Here is a 21,018-nt window from a genome sequence, read left to right as displayed (position 1 = left end):
CCGGAAGGCGGACAGGTGACTTCACACGACGACGCGCTGCACCTCGCGGTGCGGCTCGCGCACCGCGCCGGCGAGCTGCAGCTCGCCCGGCGGGACGACCTGGTGGTGCGGGGCACGAAGGCACATGCCAACGACCTGGTGTCCGATGTGGACATCGCCAGCGAGGAGCTGATCGTCGCGGGGCTGACCGAGGCCTTCCCCGATGACGGCGTGCTCGGCGAAGAGGGCACGGATCGCGTCGGCCGCAGTGGACGCCGGTGGATCATCGACCCGATCGACGGTACGCGCAACTACATCACCCGCAGCGCCCCGTGGTCGGTCTGCCTCGCGCTCCAAGAGGATGACGCCACCACGGTGGCGGTCGTGCACGATCCGGCGGCGGGGGAGACCTTCACCGCGGTCACCGGACGTGGCGCCTTCCTGAACGGCAACGCGATCCACGCCTCGGCAGAGGACACTTTGGACCGTGCCCTGCTCGCGCTGACGTTCAACCCTTCGCCGCAGACGCGCGGTCGCGTGGCCCGGCTGCTCCCGGCTTTGCTGGAGGCCCTCGGCGATCTGCGCCGGTATCCGGCGGCACTCCAGCTCGCGTATCTGGCGGCCGGACGGGTCGATGCCGGGTTGCTGCTGGACACCAAACCGTGGGATGTCGCGGCGGGACACCTGATCGCGGCCGAGGCCGGCGTGGTGCTCACCGGACCGGGAGGCCGGCCGGCACCGGAGCTGACCGTCAGCGCGGCGCCCGGCATCCGAGTGGCCTTCCACCGGCAGGTCGCACCGCTACTCGGACTCCCGGACGACGAAAACCCCACGTGACCACGAGCACTCAAGGTCGGAACTCAAAGGAGAGCACGATGACCGACACCGGGCAGCCCGATCCGACGGGCACCACGGCCAGGCGCGCCGGCTGGGCGAGCATGGTCGGCGCGATCGCCGACTGGTACGACTACTTCCTCTACGGCACGGCGGCCGCGCTGGTGCTCGGCCCGTTGTATTTCCCGGGAAGCAACTCGACCGCAGGGACTCTCGCGGCCTTCGCCACCTTCGCGGTCGGGTTCTTCTTCCGGCCCGTGGGCAGCATCTTCTTCGGGCACTTCGGCGACCGCATCGGGCGCAAACGCATGCTGGTCCTGACGATGCTGCTGATGGGCGGATCGAGCACGTTGATCGGCGTGCTGCCCACCTACGCGCAGATCGGGGTGGCGGCCCCGGTGCTGCTCGTGGTGCTGCGCGCGATCCAGGGTTTCGCGGTCGGCGGAGAATGGGGCGGCGCGACCCTGATGGCCGTGGAATCGGCGCCACCACAACGGAAAGCGTTCTTCGGCAGCGTCGTGCAGACCGGTGCCTACGTCGGCCTGCTCGTCGCCACCGGGGCCTTTTACTTGTTCAGCAGCCTGCTGTCCGATCCGGCGTTCCTGTCGTGGGGCTGGCGTGTCCCGTTCCTGGCGAGCGCGGTGATCCTCGGCGTCGGCTTCTGGGTCCGGCGCGGGGTCGAGGACACCCCGGAGTTCCGGTCCGCCAGGGAGGAAGGCAAGGTGCGGAAGGTCCCGCTGTGGTCGGCGTTGCGGGAGAACCCGAAGTCCTTCCTGATCGTCATCGGCATGCGGCTGGGGGAGAACGTCGCCAACTACATGGTGCTGACCTTCGCGATCGCCTACGCGACCTCCCGCGCCGGCGTGAGCAAGAACGTGCTGCTCGTCGCCTTGATCATCACCTCCGCCGCGTCGCTGTTCACGGTGCCGCTGATCGCCCGGTACGCCGATCGCTACGGTTACTACCGCGTCTACGTTTTCGGTGCGGCCGCGGGAATCTGTCTCGCGTTCCCGTTCTTCTGGAGCCTCGACACCGGCAACACCGTGGTGATCATCCTGGCCACGCTCGTCGTGCTGACCTCGGCCGAGATCGCGATGGCCGCGGTGCAGCAACCGATCTTCACCGAGCTGTTCGACACCGAGTTCCGGTACAGCGGCGCGGGATTCGCCTACCAGTTCACCGCGGCCGTCGGCGGCGGGCTGACGCCGCTCATCGCGGCCTGGCTGGTCGACCTCGGCGGCGGAAGCGGGAACCTGGCGGCCGGCTACATGGCGCTCGTGTGTGCGATCGCGCTCGCCACGACAGTCGCCGTGCGCCGGCGGATCCGGGCGACGCACAAGGCGGCGGACACCGGAACACCGCGGGGCGCCGCCCGTCCCTCGGAGAACACGACGCTGCCGTGACCCCAGCGACCGGCCGGCGCGCTACGCCTTCGAGCGATGCGCGTCGGCGAGTCGCTCCAGGGCCTCGGTGGCCAGGTCGATGTCGGCGAGCAGGCGATCACGGTCACGGAACGCGAACCACTGGAACAGCAGCCCGTCCGCGGTCGAGGTGAGTACGCGGGCCAGCGACTCGACGAGACTCTTGTCGTCGCCTGGCCGCATACCCCGCCGCAGGCACTCGACCATGACGTCGAGATGGATCTGGAACGCCTTGGTGCCGAGGTCGCCGCCCTGGCGCAGCGCCCAGAAGAACAGTTCCGCCTGGGCCTGCGCGTAGTTGTCGTCGCCTTCCCACCAGCTCATCAGCTGCCGTAGCAGGCTGGCGGCGGTGCGGCCGAGCCCGGCGCCCTGACGGATGTGCCACGCCTGCTGCTGGAGCGTCTTGGCTTGCTGCTCGTAGATCGCGAAGAGCAGGTCTTCCTTGGAACTGAAGCAGTAGTGCAGGCTGGCCAGCGGCGCCTTGGCCGTGGCCGCGATCCGGCGGGTGGTGGCTCCTCCCACGCCGTGTTCGGCGATGACCTCGACGGCAGCGCGGATGAAGTCGTCGCGCCGCTAGGGCACGCGTTTCCACCCCGCCGAATGGGAGTACGGTCATGATCTGGCCGGTGCGCGGGTGGCGGTGATCGGGACCGGCGCGAGCGCCATCCAGTTCGTCCCGGAGATCGCGAAAACGGCGGCCAGGGTGGACGTGTACCAGCGCACTCCGGCGTGGGTGCTGCCCGTGACGACCGGCCGATCCCGGCCGCCGTCCGTGCGCGCTACCGCCGGCTTCCGCTGCTTCAGCGGTTGCGCCGTCGGCAGACGTACTGGGAATTCGAGCTGCACGCCCGCCGGTTCCTCGACGGTGCCGGAAAGGCTGTCGAGAAATACCGCCAGGAGGCGTTGGCGCATCTCGCGGCCGAGGTTCCCGATCCGCGGCTGCGCGCGGCCGTGACCCCCGATTTCACCCCCGGGTGCAAACGGCGCCTGGTATCCGACGTTGCAGCGCGAAAACGTCGAGCTCGTCACGGACGGGATCGCCGAGGTGCGTCCCACTGCCGTGGTGAGCAACGACGGTACGGAAAGGCCTGCCGACACGATCATCTTCGGCACCGGGTTTTCGGCGACCGACTTCTTGCGTCCGATGAAGGTGTTCGGGCGCGGCGGCGTCGAGCTTTCCGATGTGTGGAGCGATGGCGCGGCGACGCATCTCGGGATCGTGACCGCCGGTGTCCCCAACCTGTTCCTCATGGGCGGCCCCAACACCGCCCTCGGCCACAATTCGATCGTGTTCATGGTCGAGGCCCAGACCCGGTACATCGTCTCCGCGGTGCGGCACATGCGGGACGCGCGCCGTCCCGTGCTCGAGATAGCCTGCCGGGTTCAGGACGCCACCTACGCCGACGTTCAGCAGCGCATGAAGAAGACCGTGTGGGTATCCGGCTGCCGGAGCTGGTACCTGTCCGACGGTGGCCGCAACGACATCATCCGGCCGGCGACGACCGTCGAGTACTGGTGGCGTACCAGGCGGTTCCGTCCCGCCGACTTCCGGTAGGCGCGCGAACCCGGCCATTCATGGGACTTGGTCGACCGACCAGGCAGGTTCCGACTATTTACGGTGTGCTCAGCCTGCACACTTTCCCCGGAGGTCATTGTGGACTCGGTTTCGTACACGTCGTTGACTTCGCTGTCGTTCTTGGAGGGGGCGGCCCGGGTGTGGCCGGACAAGATCGCGGCGATTCACCCCGGCCGGCGCGATTTCTGGCGGGACACCGTCGTACGCGGTCCGGGCGAGAGTTACCGCGTCACCGGTGCCGAGCACCCGGAGGTGGTCGCCGACGCGACGGGCAACGCGCGGGATGCGGCGGGCCGCACCGAGGTCACGGTGCGGCCCGCCGCGGGATGTCCGCCGTCGGCATGCGCCTCTCAGTGCCCGGACATGCCGCCGTCGACGGCCAGTGTGCTGCCGGTGATATAGCCGGACGCGGGGCTGGCGAGGAAGACCACGGCCGCGTCGAGTTCGTGCTGCACTCCCAGGCGGCCGAGCGGACTGGTCTGCCGGATGAAGTTCAGCAGCGGCTCCTCCGGGAGGCCGGCGGTCATCTCGCTGGCGAAGTAGCCGGGTGCGACGGCATTGACGCGGATTCCCTTGCGCCCGGACCATTGCTGGGCCAGATCCCGGGTGAGACCGATCAGGCCCGCCTTGCTGGCCGCGTACGCCGCCTGGGGCGCGTAGGACTTGATGAGGCCGAGCACGCTGGCGATGTTGACGATGCTCGATCCCGGCGCCATGACGCGCCCGCAAGCCTGCGCCGCCCAGTAGGCGCCATTGAGGTTGACGTCGATCACGCGGCGGAACTCGTCGGGGCTTTCCCTCGTGGCGGGTACCGCGGTGCCCACGCCGGCGTTGTTGATCAGGATGTCGACGTGGCCGAACTCGCTCGTCGCCGCGGCGACAAGCGAGTCGCAGTCGGCAGGCTCGCTGACGTCGGCGCGCACGGCGAGGGCCCGTCGGCCGAGGCCGCGGATCTCCTCCGCGACACCTTCGAGCCGGTCGGTCCGGCGGGCGGCCAGGACCACGTCGGCGCCGACCTCCGCGAGGGCGCGGGCGAACCCGGCTCCGAGGCCCGAGCTGGCTCCGGTGACGAGGGCGACCTTGCCGTCGAGGCGGAACAGGTCGAGTAGGGCGGTCATGTCAGTCCCGGGTGGTTGAGGGCGTGCAGCCCGGCGGCCGCCAGCGGTGCGACGGCACCGCCGACGGTTTCGAATCCCGAGCCGAGGGTTTCGCCGCGCTGGTAGCGGGCGTGGATGCCTTCGGCGATCACGGCGATCTTGAAATAGCCGAGGGCCAGGTAGAACTGGAGGTCACCGAGATCGCGGCCGCTGGTCTTCGCGTAGCGCTCCGCGAGGTCGGCCGCGCGGGGCAGCCGGGGGCTGGTCGAGGCCGCCGAGCCCGCGAGCACCGGGGCGAAGGCGGGGTCGGAGTAGACCAGATGCAGGGCCAGGTCCGCGAGCGGATCGCCGAGCGTGGCCATCTCCCAGTCCACGACTGCCCGTACCGTCGCGGTGTCCGCGGGGTCGAGGATCACGTTGTCGATCCGGTAGTCCCCGTGCACGATCGAGGCGCCGCTCTCGGCCGGGCACAGCTCGGCCAGCCGGGCGTGCAGCCCGTCGATGTCGCCGAGTTCCCGGGTGCGGACTCGCTGCCACTGGTCGTACCAGCGCCGCACCTGGCGTTCCAGGTAGCCGGCCGGCCGGCCGAAATCGCCCAGCCCGACCCGCTCGGGATCGATGGCGTGCAGCCGGGCCAGCACGTCGACGAGGCCGTAGGCACACCGGGTGATCTCCGGGCCGGGCAACGCGTGCAGCTGGTCGAGCGTCCGGATGACGTTTCCCTGGACGTACTCCACCACGGCGAAGGGCACGCCGAGCACGTCGGCGCCGCCCGTCGTCACGGCTTCGGCGACCGGAAACCCGGTGCCCGACAGCGCGGCCACCACCCGGTACTCGCGGAGCATGTCGTGCGCGGACGGGGTGAGCCCGCCCAGCGGTGGGCGGCGCAGCACCCACTGGTTGCGCCCGTCGGTGAGCCGGTAGGTGAGATTGGAACGGCCGCCCTGCAACAGTTCCGCGGTGAGCCTGCCCTCGAAGGCGGGCACCCGGTCCCGGAAATACCGCTCCAGCGCGCCAAGATCGAGACCTTCGGCCTCGCCGCTCATCGCGCGCCCGCCTTCGAAGCCTGGCGGATGACGCGCCGCGCGATGGCCCAGCGGTGGGTTTCCGACGGGCCGTCGTAGATCCGGAACGGGCGGACCTCGCGCAGGAAGCGGCCCAGCAGGATGTCGCCGGAAACGCCGAGCGAGCCGCAGATCTGCAATGACCGGTCCACGACTCGCCAGACGGCTTCGGCGCAGAACGTCTTGGCGATCGACGTGGCCGCCGAGGCATGTTGGCCCTGATCGAGCTCCCAGCACGCGCGCAGGATCAGGCCACGCGAGGCGGCGATGTCGATCTCGTTGTCGGCGATCATCTGCTGGACCATGCCGAGATCCCCCAGCCGCGAGCCGAACAGCTCCCGCTGTGCCGCTCTGCCGGCCGCGATGTCCTGTGCGCGGCGCGCGATGCCGAGCCAGCGCATGCAGTGCGTCATCCGCGCCGGCCCCAGCCGGACCTGTGCGTACCGGAACCCCTGGTCCACCTCGCCGAGCACGGCCTCGTCCGGGACGTGGCAGTCGTCGAACTCGAGCTCGATGTGACCGCCGTAGAGGCTCTCGTCGAGCGTCTCGATGTGGCGGATCACCTTCATCCCGGGGTTGTCCGCGTCGACGAGGAACATGGTGGCCCCGCCCGCGTCGCCCGGCTCGCCCGAGGACCGGGCCATGCAGATCGTGAAGCCCGCGCCGTCGGCCCCGGTGATGAACCACTTGCGGCCATTGATGCGCCAGCCGCCCTCGACCCGTTCCGCGCGGGTCGCCAGTGCGCTCGGATCGGAGCCGGCGCCGGGGGCGGGCTCGGTCATCGCGAAGCAGGACCGGAGCTCGCCGGCGGCGAGCGGGCGCAGGTACCGCTCCTTCTGTTCCTGCGTGGCGATCGCCTCGAGCATGTGCATATTGCCCTCGTCGGGCGCGGCGATGTTCAGTGCCAGCGGGCCGAGGAGGGAGTAGCCGGCCTCTTCGAACACGGCGGCGCGACCGCGCATGTCCAGCCCGTACCCGCCGAATTCGCGGCCGACGTGCGGCGCGAACACGCCGGCTTCCCGGGCGGCCCGCTGGAGGTCCCTCCGGATCTCCTCGGTGTGCGCGATACCGCGGTGCTGCTCCTCGACGGGCACGACGACCTCGCGGACGAACTCCGCCGTCCGCTGTGCGAGGCCGACCACCACGTCGTCGGGGGTCAGGTCTACTGGCATGTCGTCTCCCGCGCGCTGTGGCTAATCATCAGTAGCCATACTCTAGGGTCCACCTAGTTGCCACTCAACAGCTTTCGCTTCAGGTCACACACCGGTGCTGGGCTAGACTAAGAGCCGTTAGCTATTCGGGAAGGCGACAGGGTGAGTCGATCCGAGGACATCCGCGCGGCGGCATTGGAACTGTTCACGCGCCGCGGCTACGAAACGACCACGATGTCCGACATCGGGGACGCCGTCGGCATGCGCGGACCGAGCCTGTACAAGCACGTCGCGTCCAAACAGGACCTGCTCGCCGGCATCATGCTCGGCACGATGCGGAATCTGCTCGCCCTGCACCGCGCCGCCATCGCCACGGCCGAAGATCCGGTGGCCCGCCTGCGCCGGGCGACGGAGGCGCACGTCCGGTTCCACGCCAGGCACCGGATGGAGGCGTTCGTCGGCAACCGGGAGATTCGCAGCCTGAGCGAGCCCCATCGCACGGATGTGCTGGCTCTGCGCGCGGAATACGAGACGGGCTTCCGGGATCTCATCGCCGCGGGCGTGACGGCCGGAGCTTTTCGCGTCCCCTCAGTGCGGCTGGCGTCCTACGCCATTCTCGACCTCGGCATGGGAGTCGCGGCCTGGTACCGGGAAGACGGCGAACTCGACGAGGACACCCTGGTCTGGTACTACGGCGACCTCGCGCTGCGCCTGGCGGGCGCGGACCCCGCGCCGTAACCGGGCCCGGCTGCCCGGTGCGGGCACCTGCGTCCGCGGCCCGGTGTCTCAGGCGATGCCGAGGTCGTGCCCGCGCATCCAGTCGATCATCGCGGTGATCACCTGCGTGCGGTTGGTTTCGTTGAGCAGTTCGTGGCGGGCGCCGGGGTAGGTGACCACGGTGAGGTCCGTGAGCCCGGCGTCGAGGTAGCGCTGTTCGAGCGCGCGGAGCAGGGCGAGGTCGCCGTTGACGGGATCGAGTTCGCCGACCGCGATGTAGAGCGGAAGGTCCGTGCGGACGCGGCCGGCGGCTTCGCCGGCGCGGGCCACGCCTTCGAACATGGCCTTGAGACCGTCCGGGTCGAGGTTGAAGCCGCAGCGCGGGTCGGCGAGGTAAGCGTCCACAATGGACTCGTCGCGGGTCAGCCAGTCGAACTCGGTGCGCGCGGGCTGGAACGGGGCGTTGAACAGCTCCAGGCCCACCGGTCCGTCGAGGTCCAGCGCCGGGGCGAGCAGATCCACCGCGGCGGTGCCGGTGAGGATCACCCCGTCCACGTCGGCGCTGTGCTCGATCAGGTACTGCTGGGTGGCGAACGAGCCGAGGCTGTGCGACAGCAGGGTCAGTGGCAGTCCTGGATGTTCGCGGCGCGCGTGCGCACTCAGCACCCCGATGTCGGCGACCAGCGCGGCCCACCCGTCCGCCCCGATCACGCCGTACCGCGTGGGGTCGGCTGTGGCGCCGTGGCCGCGGTGGTCCTGCGCGTACACGACCAGCCCCGCGGCGGTGAACCGTTCCGCGGTCTCGGCGTAGCGCAGTGCGTGTTCGCCCACTCCGTGCGTGAGCTGCACGATGCCCGTCGGCGTCGCCGGGGGATCCCAGCGGTAGGCGGTGATTTCCAGGCCATCGCTGCCGGTGAAGGTGAAGGTCGTCGGCATGTCGGATCTCCTGTCTGGTGGTGCGGAAGTCATGCGCTCAACCGAGAAATGGCGGGACCGGCACGCACGGCACGGGCCGGGGGTGGCCGGGGTCCAGCGCGTTGAGTACGTCGGCGGCGGCCACCGGGTCGGACAGGATCGCGAAATGGTCCGCGTAGTCCAGCGGGCATTGGTCCTGCAGCGTGATGTCGTGCATGCCCGGCTCGATGCCGCTGGTGTACGGCACAGCCAGCTCGTCGTAGCGGGTGACGATGCTGGTGTAGCTCACACCCGCGACGACCGGGTCGCCGAGGGCGGTGTAGTAGTCCGAGCCGCTGAGCAACTCGCGGCAGGCCGCGCACGCCGCGTCGAGCACGCCGTCCACGAGCGGCGCGTAGCCGAAACGGGCGGCCAGCCGGGTGGCGGTGGCCAGCCCGGCGGCGTTGGTGCCGCGCCAGAACGGCGCCAATGCGACGTATTTGTCCACCGTCGCCGCACCGCCGAGGCGTTTGACGTAGTAGTCGGGCATCTGGGTGCCTTCGGAGTGACCGAGGATGTCGACCTTGGCCGCGCCGGTGGTGGTCAGCACCCGCCCGACGAACGCGGCGAGCTGTGTGGCGCTGTCCTCCAGCGGGGTGCGGCCGCCGACCTGGTCGAGGGGGAACGGGGTGCCCTCCGGGACGCCGTAGTTCAGCGCGAACACGCAGTAGCCCTCGTCGGCGAGCAGCGGGGCGTAGGTCTGCCAGGCGTCATTGGCCACCGACGCGAACCCGTGCACCAGCACCACCGGGCGTGGGTGCGCGGCCGACGGGCGACAGCTCCAGTCGTTGCTGCCGGGTGGATCGGTGTACGGCTGCGCGGCGCCCAGCACGTTGGCCGCGAAAGTGAACGGCACCGGGTAGCGGGCAGTGCCCGCCGACGCGGTGCTCACTTCGGAAGCCAGCAGCACACAGCTCGCCACGACCACGGCGAACGCCCTGGCGATCATGCCGGACCTCGTTGTCCGCATCTCGACTCCAGCTCGATGTTGTGGTGCGCGGTGCGATGAGTCGGGCGAATACTAGCCCCGATGGGTCCGACGGTTCAATGTTCAGGCCAAAGTCGGCACCGTCAGCCCAGCGTGGCGGTGAGCGTTCGTGCCGCGTTGCGCAGCGGTTTGGTCGATTGCTGGGCGCGGGCGAGCAGGAGCGCGCCTTCCAGTGTCGCGACGATGTGCTCGGCCGAGCGGGCCGCGTCGCCGGGCCGGTGGCCGTGCCGCACCAGGTAGTCCGCCAGGATTCCGGACCACAGGGCGAACACGCCCGCGGCGGCCGCCCGGATCGGCTCGGATTCCGACGCCATCTCCAGCGTGACGGTCGCGACCGGACATCCCTGCCGGTAGCCGGAGTTCTCCAGCATCCGCTCCTGCAGCTTCACGTAGTCGCGCACCAGCCGTGCCGGGCCCGGTGCCCGGGCGGCGAGGCCGCGCAACGCCTCGGCCACCGACTCGCCGGCCGCCGTCAGTGCCTCGACCGCGAGTTGCTCCTTCCCGCCGGGGAAGTGGAAGTAGAAGGACCCCTTCGGTGAGCCGCTGCGCTCGATGATCTCGGTGAGCCCGGTCGCGGCATACCCCTGCTCCTGGAACAGCAGCCCCGCGGTGCGGACGGCCTTGGCCCGGGCGTCGGTGGAACGTGGCACGAAACCAGCTTAGCCGTCCTATGGCGATCGCCATAGTCGGGGATTGCCACCGGCGCCGGCGGCGGCCATACTATGGCGACCGACATAATATGGCGACCGCCATAGAACGAGGGAGACGCTCGTGCGGAACCACGTCAGCGAAGTACCGCACGGTGGCTGGGGAACCGGTGGCCACGCACTCACGCTCGCCGATCGCGGAACAAGGTTGTGGTGACCATGCGGTCATTGTGGTTCGCCGGGCCGGGAAAGCTGGAATGGCGGGAGGTTCCCCGGCCCCGGCTGGCGGGGGAGTCGGATGCGCTGGTGCGGCCCGTGATCGCCGCCCGGTGCGCGATCGATCGGCTGATCGTCACCGGCGAATCCCCGCTGACCGGTCCGTTCCCCATCGGGCACGAGGCTGTCGGCCGCGTTGTCGAGACCGGCTCCGCGGTGACTCGCGTATCCGTCGGCGACTATGTCGTGATCAGCCCCAACATCGCGTGCGGCCATTGCGACCGTTGCCTGCGGGGCCGCACTGCGCACTGCCGGTCCACCCCGCCCGGCGCGGCCTATGGCTTTCCGGCAGGCGGGAACTGGGGCGGACTCTACGACGACCTGGTCCGGGTCCCCGCCGCCGACGCCATGCTCACCCCGATACCCGGCGGCACCGCGGCCACCGTCGCCGATCTCGCCGAGTTCGTCGTCGCAGGCGACACCCTCGGTCTCGGCTACGAGATCATCCCCGGGCGCCTCGCCGAGGGCCGGGACCGGATCCTCGTCCTTGGCTGGGCCGAGCACGGCCTTTACCAGGCCGCCTTCGCCACCGCCCTCGGCGCGGCGGACGTTCTCTACGTCGACGACGACCCCGTCAACCGGAGGCTCGCGGAGACCATGGGCGCCCGGGTCGCGCCCGGGCCACCGGATCGTTCCCACGGCCGCTTCGACCTCGTGGTCGCCGCGACCCCCGACCCTGTTTGGCTTCGCCGCGCCTTTCACCTGCTGGAGCCCGAAGGGGTCGTGGACAGTATCGGCGGTTTCGCCGACCCGACCCTGCCGGCCTGGGCCATGTACGGCCTGTCCGCCGTGCTGCGCGTGTACCGCGGGAACCACGGCCCGGACAGCGTCAAGGCCACCGTCGACGCCGTCGCCAGGCGGCTTGTCCGGCCCTCGACCGTCTACAGTGGACTCGTCGACTGGGAGGACATCCCGGCCGCGATGACCGGGCCGGGTCGTAAACCCGTCGCCGTCCGGGCCGGAGTCCTGTGACACAAGAGCAGGTCACATTCCGTTAGGTGTCGATAGCGGGATTCTCCGCGGCCGGCTCATCGCGAGCAGATCTTCCGAATATGGCGGCGTTCCAGCACATCGACCGCGGTGGCGTCACCCGATCAGGTGAGCTCGATTGACGATTGACATCGTCGCGTACACGATCACTCCGATCGTAGAACGTGTGAAGGTGCACGTAGCCGCAATGGAGAGGAGTGCGTATGCGACGGGGCATACGATTTCTTGTCTTGGTGGGAGTCGCCGCCCTGGCGCTGGTCCAACCCGCCGCCGGAGGTGCCGCGGAGCTGACCGCGCTGCCGGGCGGGTTGCCCAACGGGCCGTTGCGCGACTACGGCACTCCGACCGCGGCGCCGGGAAAAACCTGTCCGTTCACGGGAAACATCCCGGTCTCCCTGCCGGCGATCACGTCGCCGGTCGGCACGTCGATTCCGGGACTCGCCGCGGTCGACCTGTCCGAGCCCTCGGTGCCGACCAACGTGTACGGCGAGCTGTGCATGAGCGAACAGGCGCTGGCCGAGGCCAGGGCCGGCCATCCGCCGGCGGTTCTCGTTCTCGTGCACGGCATCACCTACGGCACGTACTACTGGGACTTCCCGTACGAACCGCAGACCTATTCCACCGTCAACAGCCTGGTGGGACACGGGTACGCGACGCTGAACCTCGACCGCGTCGGTGACGGCAGGAGCGATCATCCCCTCAGCGCGCTGGTGAACGCACCGGCGCAGGCCGAAGTCGTGCACCAGCTGGTGAACAAGCTCAAGGCCGGACAGATCGGCGGTGTCCCCTTCGGTCACGTCGGCCTGGTGGGACATTCCTACGGGACGGTCATCAACTGGATCGAATCCGCGATCTACAACGACACCGACCTGGACATCGGCACCGGATACAGCGACCGGGTCGACCCCGTCACCGCCGGGTCGTTCATCGCGATGGCGACGCCGGCGCTCGCTTCCGCGGTCCAGCGGAACCAGCCGTGGGCGATCGACCCCGGCTACCTTCAGCCACTGGACACCGCACGGGGCCTTCCGCAGCTCTACTACGCGCCGAACGCCGACCCGGCCGTGATCGACACGGACCGGCGGCTGGCGAACACGGTCACCGTGGGGGAGGCCGCGACCTTCGTGCCCCGCGAATACGACGGCACGCACAAGAACATCACGATTCCCACCTTCTCCATCCAGGGCGAGTACGACATCATGACCTGCGGCGACAACGCCCAGGAATGCTCGACCGACGCGACGGGGGCCGACGACCCGGCGGCCGTCGAGCAGAAGTCCGCGCACTACACGCAATGGCAGTCGACGGCGATGAACTCGCAGTCCTGCTTCCGTGGTGCCGTCATCCCCGACGCCTCACACAACGTGGCCCTGCACCGCAACGCCCCGCAGTTCCAGGCCCAGGTGATGTTCTTCGCCGACCAGGCGATGGGCGTGCACGGCGAAAACACCGCGCGGTACCGGCAGGTGTGTGCCACGCACGGACCCGGCATCTTCGACCGGCTCCCGGAACTGACCCGGCTCGTGCCCCCGTTCCCGGTGGCTCCGCCGCCACTGTCCGCGGTCACCGGGCCTTTGCTGGGCACCGTGACCGGGAACTGAGGATGTAGACCACGATGGACTTCGGGCTCACCCAGGACCAGATCGCGCTTCGCGACACCGTCCGCAACCTGGCAAGGCGGGAGCTGGCGCCCGGCTACGCCGAACGTGCTCGCGGCACCGCGTTTCCGTGGGACATCCACCGGCGCCTCGGGGATCTCGGTGTGCTGGGACTGCTCGCGGGGCCGGAGCACAACCCGTTGGAAACGGCGGATTACGTGGTCGCCGGCCTGGCGGTGGAGGAGCTCGCCTACGGCGATTTCAACGTGGCCAACATGGTTATCCCCGTGCTGCTGATGTCGTCGCTGATCGCCGAGCACGGGACCCCGGCGGTCAGGGAACGCTGGCTCCGCCGTCTCGTTGCGGGAGAGACCTACATCGCTTTCGGTCTCACCGAACCGCATTCCGGCTCGGACGCGGCGGCGCTGCGCACCTCCGCGGTCGCCGATGGCGACGGATACCTGCTCACCGGCGAGAAGACATCCGTGACGATGCTCGCCAACGCGGAGGCCATGATCGTCGCTGCCCGGACCTTCCGGGACGGCGAACCGGCCGGTGTGTCGGCATTCCTGATCGAACTGGACCAGGACGGTGTCTCGCGCTCGGACATCGCCGACACCGGGTGGAAGCCCATGGGCCGCGGGGTGCTCCACCTTGACGGCGTGCGGGTGCCGCGGGACGCCCTGCTCGGCGAGGAGGGCTCGGCGTTCCGGAGCGTACTGGCCGGCTTCGACTTCACCCGGCCCTTGCTCGCGTTGACCGGCATCGGCTGTGCGCAGTACTGCATCGACCGGACAGCGGAGTACGTCCAGGACCGGGACGCGTTCGGGACCCCGCTGGCCGGCTTCGAGGGCGTGTCTTTTCCGCTGGCCGAGCACAGTACGACCCTCGAAGCAGCGCGCCTGCTGTGCTATTCGGCGCTGTGGCGGCGAAACGAGGGGCTCCGGCACACCGCCGAGGCCGCGATGGCCAAGTGGTACGGCCCGCTGAAAGCCAGTCAGGCGGTCAAGGATTGCCTGCTGTTGCACGGAAATTATGGATATGCCCAGGATTATGGTCTCGAGCAGCGACTCCGCGACGTGCTGGCCGTCGAGATCGCCGACGGCACCGCGCAGATCCAGAAGATCATCATCGCGCGAGAGCGATTCGGCAGGAGTTTCCTGCCGTATTCGAAGTGAGCGGTTACCGGCCGGCCCTGGTTTTGCCGAGGTACATCAGTTCCCAGAGGGCGGCGTCGGCGTGGCCCTCGACGATCCTGCCCGCGTGACGGTGCTCGATCCGTAGCTCGCCGGTGAAGCGCAGGTAGGCGCCGTCGAAGCCGGCGATCCTGGCGGCCAGCTTCTTGGCGCCGTCGACCTCGTCGATCAGCCTGTTCGCGGTGAGGTCGCGGTGGCGGGTGAACGTGACGAGGTAGCTGTCGTCGCCGTCGGTGTAGGTGTAGCGGGTCAGGTTGGCGACCGGTTTTCCGGTGGTGGTGTCGGTGTAGATGCCGAGCCGTTCGAAGGTCACCTTGGCGGCGTCGTCAGCGATGATCTCGCCGTTCTCGGCCAGCATGAAGATGGGGATCCCGGCGTAGCCGTATTTCTGTTCCGCCGTCACGTAGGACGCGATGACACTGTAGGGACCGGCCTGTCCCCGGGCCCAGTACCAGTTGTTGACCAGAGAGGTCATCGGCGCGTTGCCCCAGTTGTGGTCGTGGTATCCCACGCCGGTGGACTTGGCCGACGTCGCGGCCACCCGGTAGCTCGCTTCCACTTTGCCCTGCGGTACGGCGGGCAGCCAGTCGAACTCGTGCTCGCCGGCGGCGCCGTAGAACATGTGTCCCGTGCCGGGCCGCCACGCCGGGACTTCGCCCGTGAGACCGATTTCGACGGCGATGTCGTTTACCTCGGCGATGATCGTGTAGCTGTGCAGGTCGCCGCTGAACACGTTGTCGCCGATGCGCACGTCGCACCGCTCACGGGAGGCCGAGAACTCCTCCGGCGCGAACTTCCCGATCCTGTGGTGGCTGGTGCCGTCGGGCAGGTCGAGGTCGATCCTGATGGTCGGCGCGAGCGGCTTGGCGATGTCGGTGAAGTTCTTGGTGTAGAACACCACGACCAGTTTCGCGCCGTCGTCGAGATGGGCGTCGAAGTACCACCACTCGTAGGTTCCCGCGTCGCCGCCGGTCCGTGTCCCGTCCTCCCACGGCGCGACCTGGCCGGGGCTGAGCCCGATCCGCTCGTAGTCCTCGGCGGCCGAGCCGAGGCGTGCAGGCATGGCGTTCATGGTGCCGCCCTCCGGTTTCTTGTAATCCGGCAGCTGTCTGATTAAGGTTAGCACTGTTCGGACGACCACAGGAGGTGTTGTGAGCAGAGCACGGCGCGCGCCCGGCCGCCCGCCCGCCGACGCACCGTTACCCGATCTGGCCGAGATCCTGCAGCGCGGTCTCGAGGCCTTCGCGGAACTGGGCTACGAGGCGGTGTCCGTGCGGCAGCTCAACGAGCGCCTCGGCATGGGGCACACCTTCATCCACGACCGGTACGCGAGCAAGGAAGCGTTCTGGCGCGCGGTCATGGAAGCCGCTGTCGCCCAGGTGAACGAGGACGTCATGGCGGCTCTCGGCAACGAGCCGCCCACCGACGACCTCGCCCGGCTGATCGCCGGTGTGCGGGCCTTCCACCAGGCCAGCGCCCGCCGCCCGCACCTCGGCCGGGTCGTCGACTACGAAGCCGGCCGCGACTCACCGCGCCTTGCCTACCTCCACACGTTGATGAGCCCGCTCAACAACGCGGCGCGTCCGGCTTTCGACCGGCTCGTCCGGCAGGGCGTGCTGCGCGACGTCCCCTTCTACCTGTTCCATTTCGCCGTCACCAAGCCGCTGGCCATGTACAGCCAGACACCGCTGGCCCGGCTGTTCGGCCGTCCCGACGACGCCGGCGACCACGAACTGCTCAGCACCCTGGTCCTCAATGGACTGCTCGCGCGACCCGCCGAATAGCTGGAGTCACCGTATGTCCGCTGTCCGAAGCCCGTCCAGGGCACTGTGGATCCTCACCGCCGTCATCGCGGCGGGCCTGCTCGTCGCGGCCTTCGCCCCCGGCGCGGGCGCACGGCTACCGGTGATCGTGGTGCAAGTCGGTTTCGTGCTCCTGCACGGTGCGCACCGCTACGGCCGGCGCGCCATCGGGGTTTTCGCCGGGGCAGGCCTGATCATCAGCAATATCCTGGAAAACCTCAGTATCCGGACGGGTTTCCCGTTCGGCCATTACCACTACACCGGCGGCGGCAAGATCTTCGCGGTGCCGTGGTTCATCGGGCCGGCCTATCTCGCCACCGGCTACCTGGCCTGGATCGTGGCCACCGTGCTGCTCGGTGACGTGCGCCGCGGCTCGCCCTGGCTGACCACGATCGGCACACCCGTCGTCGGCGCGTTCACCATGACGGCCTGGGACCTCGCCTTCGACCCCACCACGTCGACCGTCGACCGGGCCTGGATCTGGGAGCACGGTGGCGGCTTCTTCGGCGTGCCGCTGGTCAACTTCCTCGGCTGGACGCTCACCGTTTACCTGTTCCTCCAGGTGTTCGCCCTCTACCTGCGCCACCGCGGCCCGGCCACCTGGCCCGGACGCATCACGGCGGGCGACCTGCAGGCAGTATTGCTTTACGCGGCAACGACTGTCTCCTACTTCGTCACGTTCTTCACCGCCGCGCACACCACGGTCACCGACGCCACCGGCGCGACCTGGCGCACCGCCGACATCTACGAGACCTCGGTTCTGCTCACCATTTACGGAATGCTGTTCATGACGCTTCTCGCCCTGCTGCGGATCGCCCACCGACCGCGGCTGACGACGAGGCCGGCTGATCAGCGCGCTCGTAGCGCCGCCTGCGGTTCGCCAGGGACAACGCCGTGAGCACCACGACCGACGACACGACGCTGATCACCGCGCCCAGCGCCGCCAGCAAGGGATAGGTGCCGTTCTGGAACAGCGTGGTGATCACGAACCCGACCACCGGGTTGCTCGGGCTGGCCAGCAATGAGGAGGCCGTGATGTCGCCGGCGACGAGCACGAACACGAACGTCCAGCCCGAGACCAGCCCGGGCCGCGCCAACGGCACGACGATCTTGCGCACCGTCGCGCCCCGGCCGCGGCCGGATATCCAGGACGCCTCGGACAGCTCGCCGCCCACCATCTGGTTCGCGGACTGGGCGCTCACCGAAGCTTGCGGCAGATACAGCACGACGTAGGCGATGACGAGCAGGGTGAGCGTTCCGCTGAGGCCGACCGGCGGCCCGCCCAGCACGGCCAGCAGCGCCACACAGATCACCATGTGCGAGAGCGCGCCGGGCAGTTTGGTGACACCGTCGATGAACCGGCCCCCACGGCGCGCGCCCGGCCCGGTGACCCGGTACCAGATCAGCACCGCCAGCAGGATCGTGACGGTCGCCGCGGCCAGCCCGAGCACGAGGCTGTTGAGCAACCCGTTCAGGGTCTGGCTGCCGGCGCCGAACATGGTCCGGTAGTTGCGCACGGTGAACACGGTGACGAACCTGCCGGACCAGAAACCCTGGAACGACACCAGAATCAGCGCCAGCAGCGGCAATACGGCCGCCAGGAGCACGAAACCGAGCAGTGCGATCCTGGCGATCACCAACGACACCGGCCGCAGCACGATGGTGGGCCGCGCGGCGTGCCGGCCGCCGATGGTGGCGAAATGGCCGCGCCGCACGATCCGGGCGTTGATCCACCACAGCAGCGCCAGCACCACGGCCACCAGCAGCGACAGGATCAGGGCCTCGCCGGTCCTCGGCGGGAAGGTGAACGCGAGCATCCGGACCACCTGCACCGTCAGGATGTCGATCCGCGCCTGGGTGCCGATGATCAACGGCACCGAGAACAGCGCGATCCCGTAGACGAGCGCGAGCAGCGCACCGGAGAGCACGGCCGGTTTGACCGCCGGCAGCGTCACCGTGCGCAGCGTCCTGAATGGACCCGCGCCACTGATGCGGGCGGCTTCTTCCAGCCCGGGGTCGAGGGTGCGCAGCGCCGCCGCGACCGTCAGGTACACCTGCGGCACCAGGTAGATGGTGTACACGAAAATGAGCCCCGGCCAGGAAAAGATGTTCAGCACGGGCAGGTGTGCGCCGCGCAGGACGACGTTGACGAACCCGGCCGTCGGCGCGGCCAGCAGCACCCATCCGATCGCGCCCGCGATGGAGGGCACCAGCATCGGCATCACCGGCAGCACATCCGTGAGGAACCCCAGTCGCGCGTTCGTCCGCTCGTTGAGCCAGGCGAGCAGGCAGGCGACCACGACCGCGAGCACCGTGCTCGCGCCGATCACGGCGACCGTGTTCAGCAGGGTGCGGCCAAGACCGGGCAGCGCGAGCACGCGGCCGAGCGACCCACGGTAGGACTCGTCGCCGAACAACCGGACGAACACCACGGCGAGCGGGACGAGGATCAGCAGCACGGCGACCCAGGACAGGGTGGCGGCCGTGCGGTCGAACAGGCCGGCCCCAGGGCGCGGCGGGCGCCGGGTCACGGCTCCACCTCCGGCAGCACGCGCACCTCGCCGGGGTCGATCGCCAGCCACCCTTCGGCAGTCGGCGGCTGCGCCGCCGAAAGCGACCGCACCCGGATCGGCGCGGTGCCCAGGCGGAACAGGTGATCGGTGTAGAAACCGTGGAAATGCCCGTCCTCACGGCGGGCCCGCCACCGGTTCGCGGTGGCGGGCTCGTGTTCGCTGAACCGCCACATCTCCGGGCGGGAGAAGGCGATCACCGGCTCGCCGACGGCGAGCGGACTCGCACCGACGCCGGTGACCGGGCCGAACCCGGCCCGCACCACCACTCGTCCGTCCGAAAAGGACTCCAGGACCCGGCCGGGGATCTCGTTCGCGGTGCCCATGAACCGCGCCACATAGGGGTTCGCCGGCCGCTCGTAGACCTCCCGCGGCGGTGCCGACTGGGCGACCTTCCCGTTCCGCAGCACCGTCACCCTCGTGGCCAGTGACAGCGCCTCGTCCTGGTCGTGGGTGACGTAGACCGCCGTGAAGCCCAGTTCACGATGCAGCCTGGCCAGCTCGGTGCGCAGATGATCACGTACCCGGGCGTCCACATTGGACAAGGGCTCGTCGAACAGCACGACGTCGTGCGCGCACGCCAGCGCCCGCGCGAGCGCGACGCGCTGCTGCTGTCCACCGGAGATCTGCGCCGGATACTGTCCGCGCAGTTCCCCGATGCCGACGACGTCGAGGATCTCGGCGACCCTGCGGGTGGCCTCGGCCCTGGCCACCTTCTGTGCCCGCAACGGATAGGCCACGTTCTGGGCCACCGACAGATGCGGCCACAGCGCGTAGGACTGGAACATCATGCCCACCTGCCGGCGCTCCGGCGGCAGGTTGATCCGCCGGGCCCGGTCGAACAGGGTCCGTCCGTGGACCTCCACGGTGCCCTCGTCGAGGGTTTCGAGTCCCGCGATGCTGCGCAGCAGGGTGGTCTTCCCGCACCCGCTCGGGCCCAGCAGCACCACGAACTCCCCGGCGGCGACGGTGAGCCCGACCCCGTCCACCGCGCGCACGGTGCTCCCGTCTCCGCGCCGGAAGTGCTTGTGTGCGGCGGAGATCCGGATGCTTGGCGGGTCGGCGGTGGCGGTTTCGGCGGGCAGATCGAGACCGGCGGTCACTGCCGCACCCCGAGCAGGCTCAGCACCCGGTCACGGTTGTTCGCCGCGTCGGCAAGGGTGACCTTCTGGTAGTTCGCCGGCAGCGGCACGGTGCCGGGCGCGTTCACCGGAGAGGAGCTGGTGGTGCCGTTGAACGCCTGTTGTCCGGCCGGGGTCAGCAGGAACTGGTAGAGCAGCTTCGCGGTGTCCGGACTCGGGCCGCCCGCCGGGAGCATCGTCTGGAACTCCACCCCGGTGGTGATGTCGGGCACCGTGAGGTCGAGCGGCGCGCCGTCGGACTTGAGCGGGTTGAGCACGGTCAGCACGCTGGGCAGCCCGATGCTGCCTTCACCAGCGGCGAGTTGCTGGGTGCCCGGCACCATGCTGTCCACCAGCTTGAGCTGCTGGCCCGCCAGGCCGCGCAGGAAGTTCTCGCCGTATTTCTCCAGCCACACGGTGCCAAGCGCGATGTAGGCGGGCGTATTGCGCGGATCACCGAGGATGATCTTGCCGCGGTAGTCGGGGCTGAGCAGATCCGTCCAGTTCTTCGGCGGATTCTGCACCAGCGTGGTGTTGTAGCCGATACCGAACACGCTGATCCCGGTAGTCGCGACCCCGTCGGCGTAGAAGTCCGCCGGGTAGGTCCTGAGCTCGGGGAAGGCGTCGGCCGAGAGCTGATCGAACCAGCCCTTTTGCCGGCCCTGCTGGACGAAGTCCGGTGAGGACAGCGTCACCAGCCCGGCGGTGTGCACCCCGGACTGGTGTTCCTGGGAGTACCGGTTGGCGAGCTCGCCCGAGGCCAGCCGGAACGAGGTCGCGTGCAGGCCGGGATACCGGGCTTGGAAGGCTTTGAGCACCGCATCGTTGCGCGCCGGGTCCTGGGAGCTGTACCAGGTCAGGGACGGTTCGCTCTTCGCCTTCGCGTAGAGGTCGTTTTGCTGTTGTGTCAAGGGTTCCGCCGGCGCCGCGGGCGTCCCGGAATCGGCACACGCGGCGAGCGTCATGGTGAGCAGGGCGGCCAGGGACCCGGAGAGCAGGCTGCGTCTGGTCAGGGGCATCGTTGCCTCCAAACAACT

At 69.4% G+C, this 21,018-nt stretch carries 22 protein-coding genes; 11 read left to right on the top strand and 11 right to left on the bottom strand.

All coding sequences use genetic code 11. The annotated features are described in order from the left end of the window. Window positions 1–15: 15 nt before the first annotated feature. Window positions 16–816, top strand: coding sequence for an inositol monophosphatase family protein (locus tag VHD82_RS03395; protein WP_325696839.1), 801 nt, complete (start codon window positions 16–18; stop codon window positions 814–816). A gap of 38 nt (window positions 817–854) precedes the next feature. Then, window positions 855–2,216: an MFS transporter gene (locus tag VHD82_RS03390; RefSeq protein ID WP_325696837.1), complete on the top strand. Its 1,362-nt coding sequence runs from the start codon at window positions 855–857 to the stop codon at window positions 2,214–2,216. Between the two features lie 21 nt (window positions 2,217–2,237). Here VHD82_RS03390 and VHD82_RS03385 read toward each other — a convergent pair whose 3' ends face one another. Further along, window positions 2,238–2,792, bottom strand: coding sequence for a TetR/AcrR family transcriptional regulator (locus VHD82_RS03385; RefSeq protein ID WP_325696906.1), 555 nt, complete (start codon window positions 2,790–2,792; stop codon window positions 2,238–2,240). Window positions 2,793–2,868: 76 nt separating this feature from the next. Here VHD82_RS03385 and VHD82_RS36700 point away from each other — a divergent pair, with 76 nt between their 5' ends. The 3 genes from VHD82_RS36700 (at window position 2,869) to VHD82_RS03370 (ending at window position 4,212) form a co-directional block, all read left to right on the top strand. Next, on the top strand, window positions 2,869–3,189 hold the full coding sequence (locus VHD82_RS36700) for a hypothetical protein (protein ID WP_414637426.1): 321 nt from the start codon (window positions 2,869–2,871) through the stop codon (window positions 3,187–3,189). 45 nt (window positions 3,190–3,234) lie between these two features. Continuing rightward, on the top strand, window positions 3,235–3,789 hold the full coding sequence (locus tag VHD82_RS03375; RefSeq protein ID WP_414637425.1) for a hypothetical protein: 555 nt from the start codon (window positions 3,235–3,237) through the stop codon (window positions 3,787–3,789). Window positions 3,790–3,888: 99 nt separating this feature from the next. Then, window positions 3,889–4,212 (top strand): hypothetical protein, encoded by a 324-nt coding sequence (locus VHD82_RS03370; RefSeq protein ID WP_325696832.1) that lies wholly within the window; start codon window positions 3,889–3,891, stop codon window positions 4,210–4,212. On the opposite strand, the gene VHD82_RS03365 is transcribed toward VHD82_RS03370, so the two are convergent. Genes VHD82_RS03365 through VHD82_RS03355 form a run of 3 tightly spaced genes read right to left on the bottom strand, consistent with a single transcriptional unit; the run spans window position 4,161 to window position 7,143 of the window. Beyond that, window positions 4,161–4,928 (bottom strand): 3-oxoacyl-ACP reductase family protein, encoded by a 768-nt coding sequence (locus VHD82_RS03365; RefSeq protein WP_325696830.1) that lies wholly within the window; start codon window positions 4,926–4,928, stop codon window positions 4,161–4,163. The genes VHD82_RS03370 and VHD82_RS03365 overlap by 52 nt on opposite strands. Continuing rightward, window positions 4,925–5,953, bottom strand: a complete 1,029-nt coding sequence (locus VHD82_RS03360) for a phosphotransferase family protein (RefSeq protein WP_325696828.1) — start codon at window positions 5,951–5,953, stop codon at window positions 4,925–4,927. Before VHD82_RS03360 ends, VHD82_RS03365 begins: the two co-directional genes overlap by 4 nt. Further along, a complete protein-coding gene (locus tag VHD82_RS03355) occupies window positions 5,950–7,143 on the bottom strand; it encodes an acyl-CoA dehydrogenase family protein (protein ID WP_325696826.1) in 1,194 nt (397 codons plus the stop codon). Before VHD82_RS03355 ends, VHD82_RS03360 begins: the two co-directional genes overlap by 4 nt. 141 nt (window positions 7,144–7,284) lie before the next feature. Here VHD82_RS03355 and VHD82_RS03350 point away from each other — a divergent pair, with 141 nt between their 5' ends. Continuing rightward, window positions 7,285–7,860: a TetR/AcrR family transcriptional regulator gene (locus tag VHD82_RS03350; RefSeq protein ID WP_325696824.1), complete on the top strand. Its 576-nt coding sequence runs from the start codon at window positions 7,285–7,287 to the stop codon at window positions 7,858–7,860. A gap of 48 nt (window positions 7,861–7,908) precedes the next feature. Here VHD82_RS03350 and VHD82_RS03345 read toward each other — a convergent pair whose 3' ends face one another. From VHD82_RS03345 to VHD82_RS03335, 3 genes are all read right to left on the bottom strand, one after another. After that, complete coding sequence (locus VHD82_RS03345) at window positions 7,909–8,775, bottom strand: alpha/beta hydrolase (protein WP_325696822.1); 867 nt, start codon at window positions 8,773–8,775, stop codon at window positions 7,909–7,911. 37 nt (window positions 8,776–8,812) lie between these two features. Further along, window positions 8,813–9,763, bottom strand: a complete 951-nt coding sequence (locus tag VHD82_RS03340) for an esterase/lipase family protein (protein WP_325696820.1) — start codon at window positions 9,761–9,763, stop codon at window positions 8,813–8,815. 101 nt (window positions 9,764–9,864) lie between these two features. After that, on the bottom strand, window positions 9,865–10,431 hold the full coding sequence (locus VHD82_RS03335) for a TetR/AcrR family transcriptional regulator (RefSeq protein WP_325696818.1): 567 nt from the start codon (window positions 10,429–10,431) through the stop codon (window positions 9,865–9,867). 216 nt (window positions 10,432–10,647) lie between these two features. Between VHD82_RS03335 and VHD82_RS03330 the strand changes: the two genes are divergently transcribed. From VHD82_RS03330 to VHD82_RS03320, 3 genes are all read left to right on the top strand, one after another. Continuing rightward, window positions 10,648–11,676 (top strand): alcohol dehydrogenase catalytic domain-containing protein, encoded by a 1,029-nt coding sequence (locus VHD82_RS03330; RefSeq protein ID WP_325696903.1) that lies wholly within the window; start codon window positions 10,648–10,650, stop codon window positions 11,674–11,676. A 251-nt stretch (window positions 11,677–11,927) separates the two neighbouring features. After that, window positions 11,928–13,295 carry an alpha/beta hydrolase gene (locus VHD82_RS03325; RefSeq protein WP_325696901.1) on the top strand — a complete coding sequence of 456 codons (1,368 nt, stop codon included), beginning with the start codon at window positions 11,928–11,930 and terminating at the stop codon, window positions 13,293–13,295. Between the two features lie 14 nt (window positions 13,296–13,309). Then, window positions 13,310–14,470: an acyl-CoA dehydrogenase gene (locus VHD82_RS03320; RefSeq protein WP_325696816.1), complete on the top strand. Its 1,161-nt coding sequence runs from the start codon at window positions 13,310–13,312 to the stop codon at window positions 14,468–14,470. A 4-nt stretch (window positions 14,471–14,474) separates the two neighbouring features. Here VHD82_RS03320 and VHD82_RS03315 read toward each other — a convergent pair whose 3' ends face one another. Then, window positions 14,475–15,551, bottom strand: coding sequence for a hypothetical protein (locus tag VHD82_RS03315; RefSeq protein WP_325696814.1), 1,077 nt, complete (start codon window positions 15,549–15,551; stop codon window positions 14,475–14,477). A gap of 88 nt (window positions 15,552–15,639) precedes the next feature. Between VHD82_RS03315 and VHD82_RS03310 the strand changes: the two genes are divergently transcribed. Then, window positions 15,640–16,272, top strand: coding sequence for a TetR/AcrR family transcriptional regulator (locus tag VHD82_RS03310; protein ID WP_325696812.1), 633 nt, complete (start codon window positions 15,640–15,642; stop codon window positions 16,270–16,272). 13 nt (window positions 16,273–16,285) lie between these two features. After that, window positions 16,286–17,188 (top strand): carotenoid biosynthesis protein, encoded by a 903-nt coding sequence (locus VHD82_RS03305; protein ID WP_325696810.1) that lies wholly within the window; start codon window positions 16,286–16,288, stop codon window positions 17,186–17,188. Here the strand turns inward: VHD82_RS03305 and VHD82_RS03300 are convergent. The 3 genes from VHD82_RS03300 to VHD82_RS03290 are packed head-to-tail and all read right to left on the bottom strand — an operon-like array spanning window position 17,076 to window position 21,000. Further along, entirely contained in the window at window positions 17,076–18,821 is a 1,746-nt protein-coding gene (locus VHD82_RS03300) for an iron ABC transporter permease (RefSeq protein ID WP_325696808.1), read from the bottom strand. The two genes, VHD82_RS03305 and VHD82_RS03300, sit on opposite strands and share 113 nt — an antisense overlap. Further along, window positions 18,818–19,963: an ABC transporter ATP-binding protein gene (locus VHD82_RS03295; protein WP_325696806.1), complete on the bottom strand. Its 1,146-nt coding sequence runs from the start codon at window positions 19,961–19,963 to the stop codon at window positions 18,818–18,820. The genes VHD82_RS03300 and VHD82_RS03295 overlap by 4 nt, the downstream gene beginning before the upstream one ends. Then, complete coding sequence (locus VHD82_RS03290; protein ID WP_325696804.1) at window positions 19,960–21,000, bottom strand: ABC transporter substrate-binding protein; 1,041 nt, start codon at window positions 20,998–21,000, stop codon at window positions 19,960–19,962. The genes VHD82_RS03295 and VHD82_RS03290 overlap by 4 nt, the downstream gene beginning before the upstream one ends. Between the last annotated feature and the right edge of the window lie 18 nt (window positions 21,001–21,018).

Source organism: Amycolatopsis sp. (assembly GCF_035546795.1).
GTDB lineage: Bacteria > Actinomycetota > Actinomycetes > Mycobacteriales > Pseudonocardiaceae > Amycolatopsis_E.
This window is presented reverse-complemented; position numbering and strand designations above follow the sequence as displayed.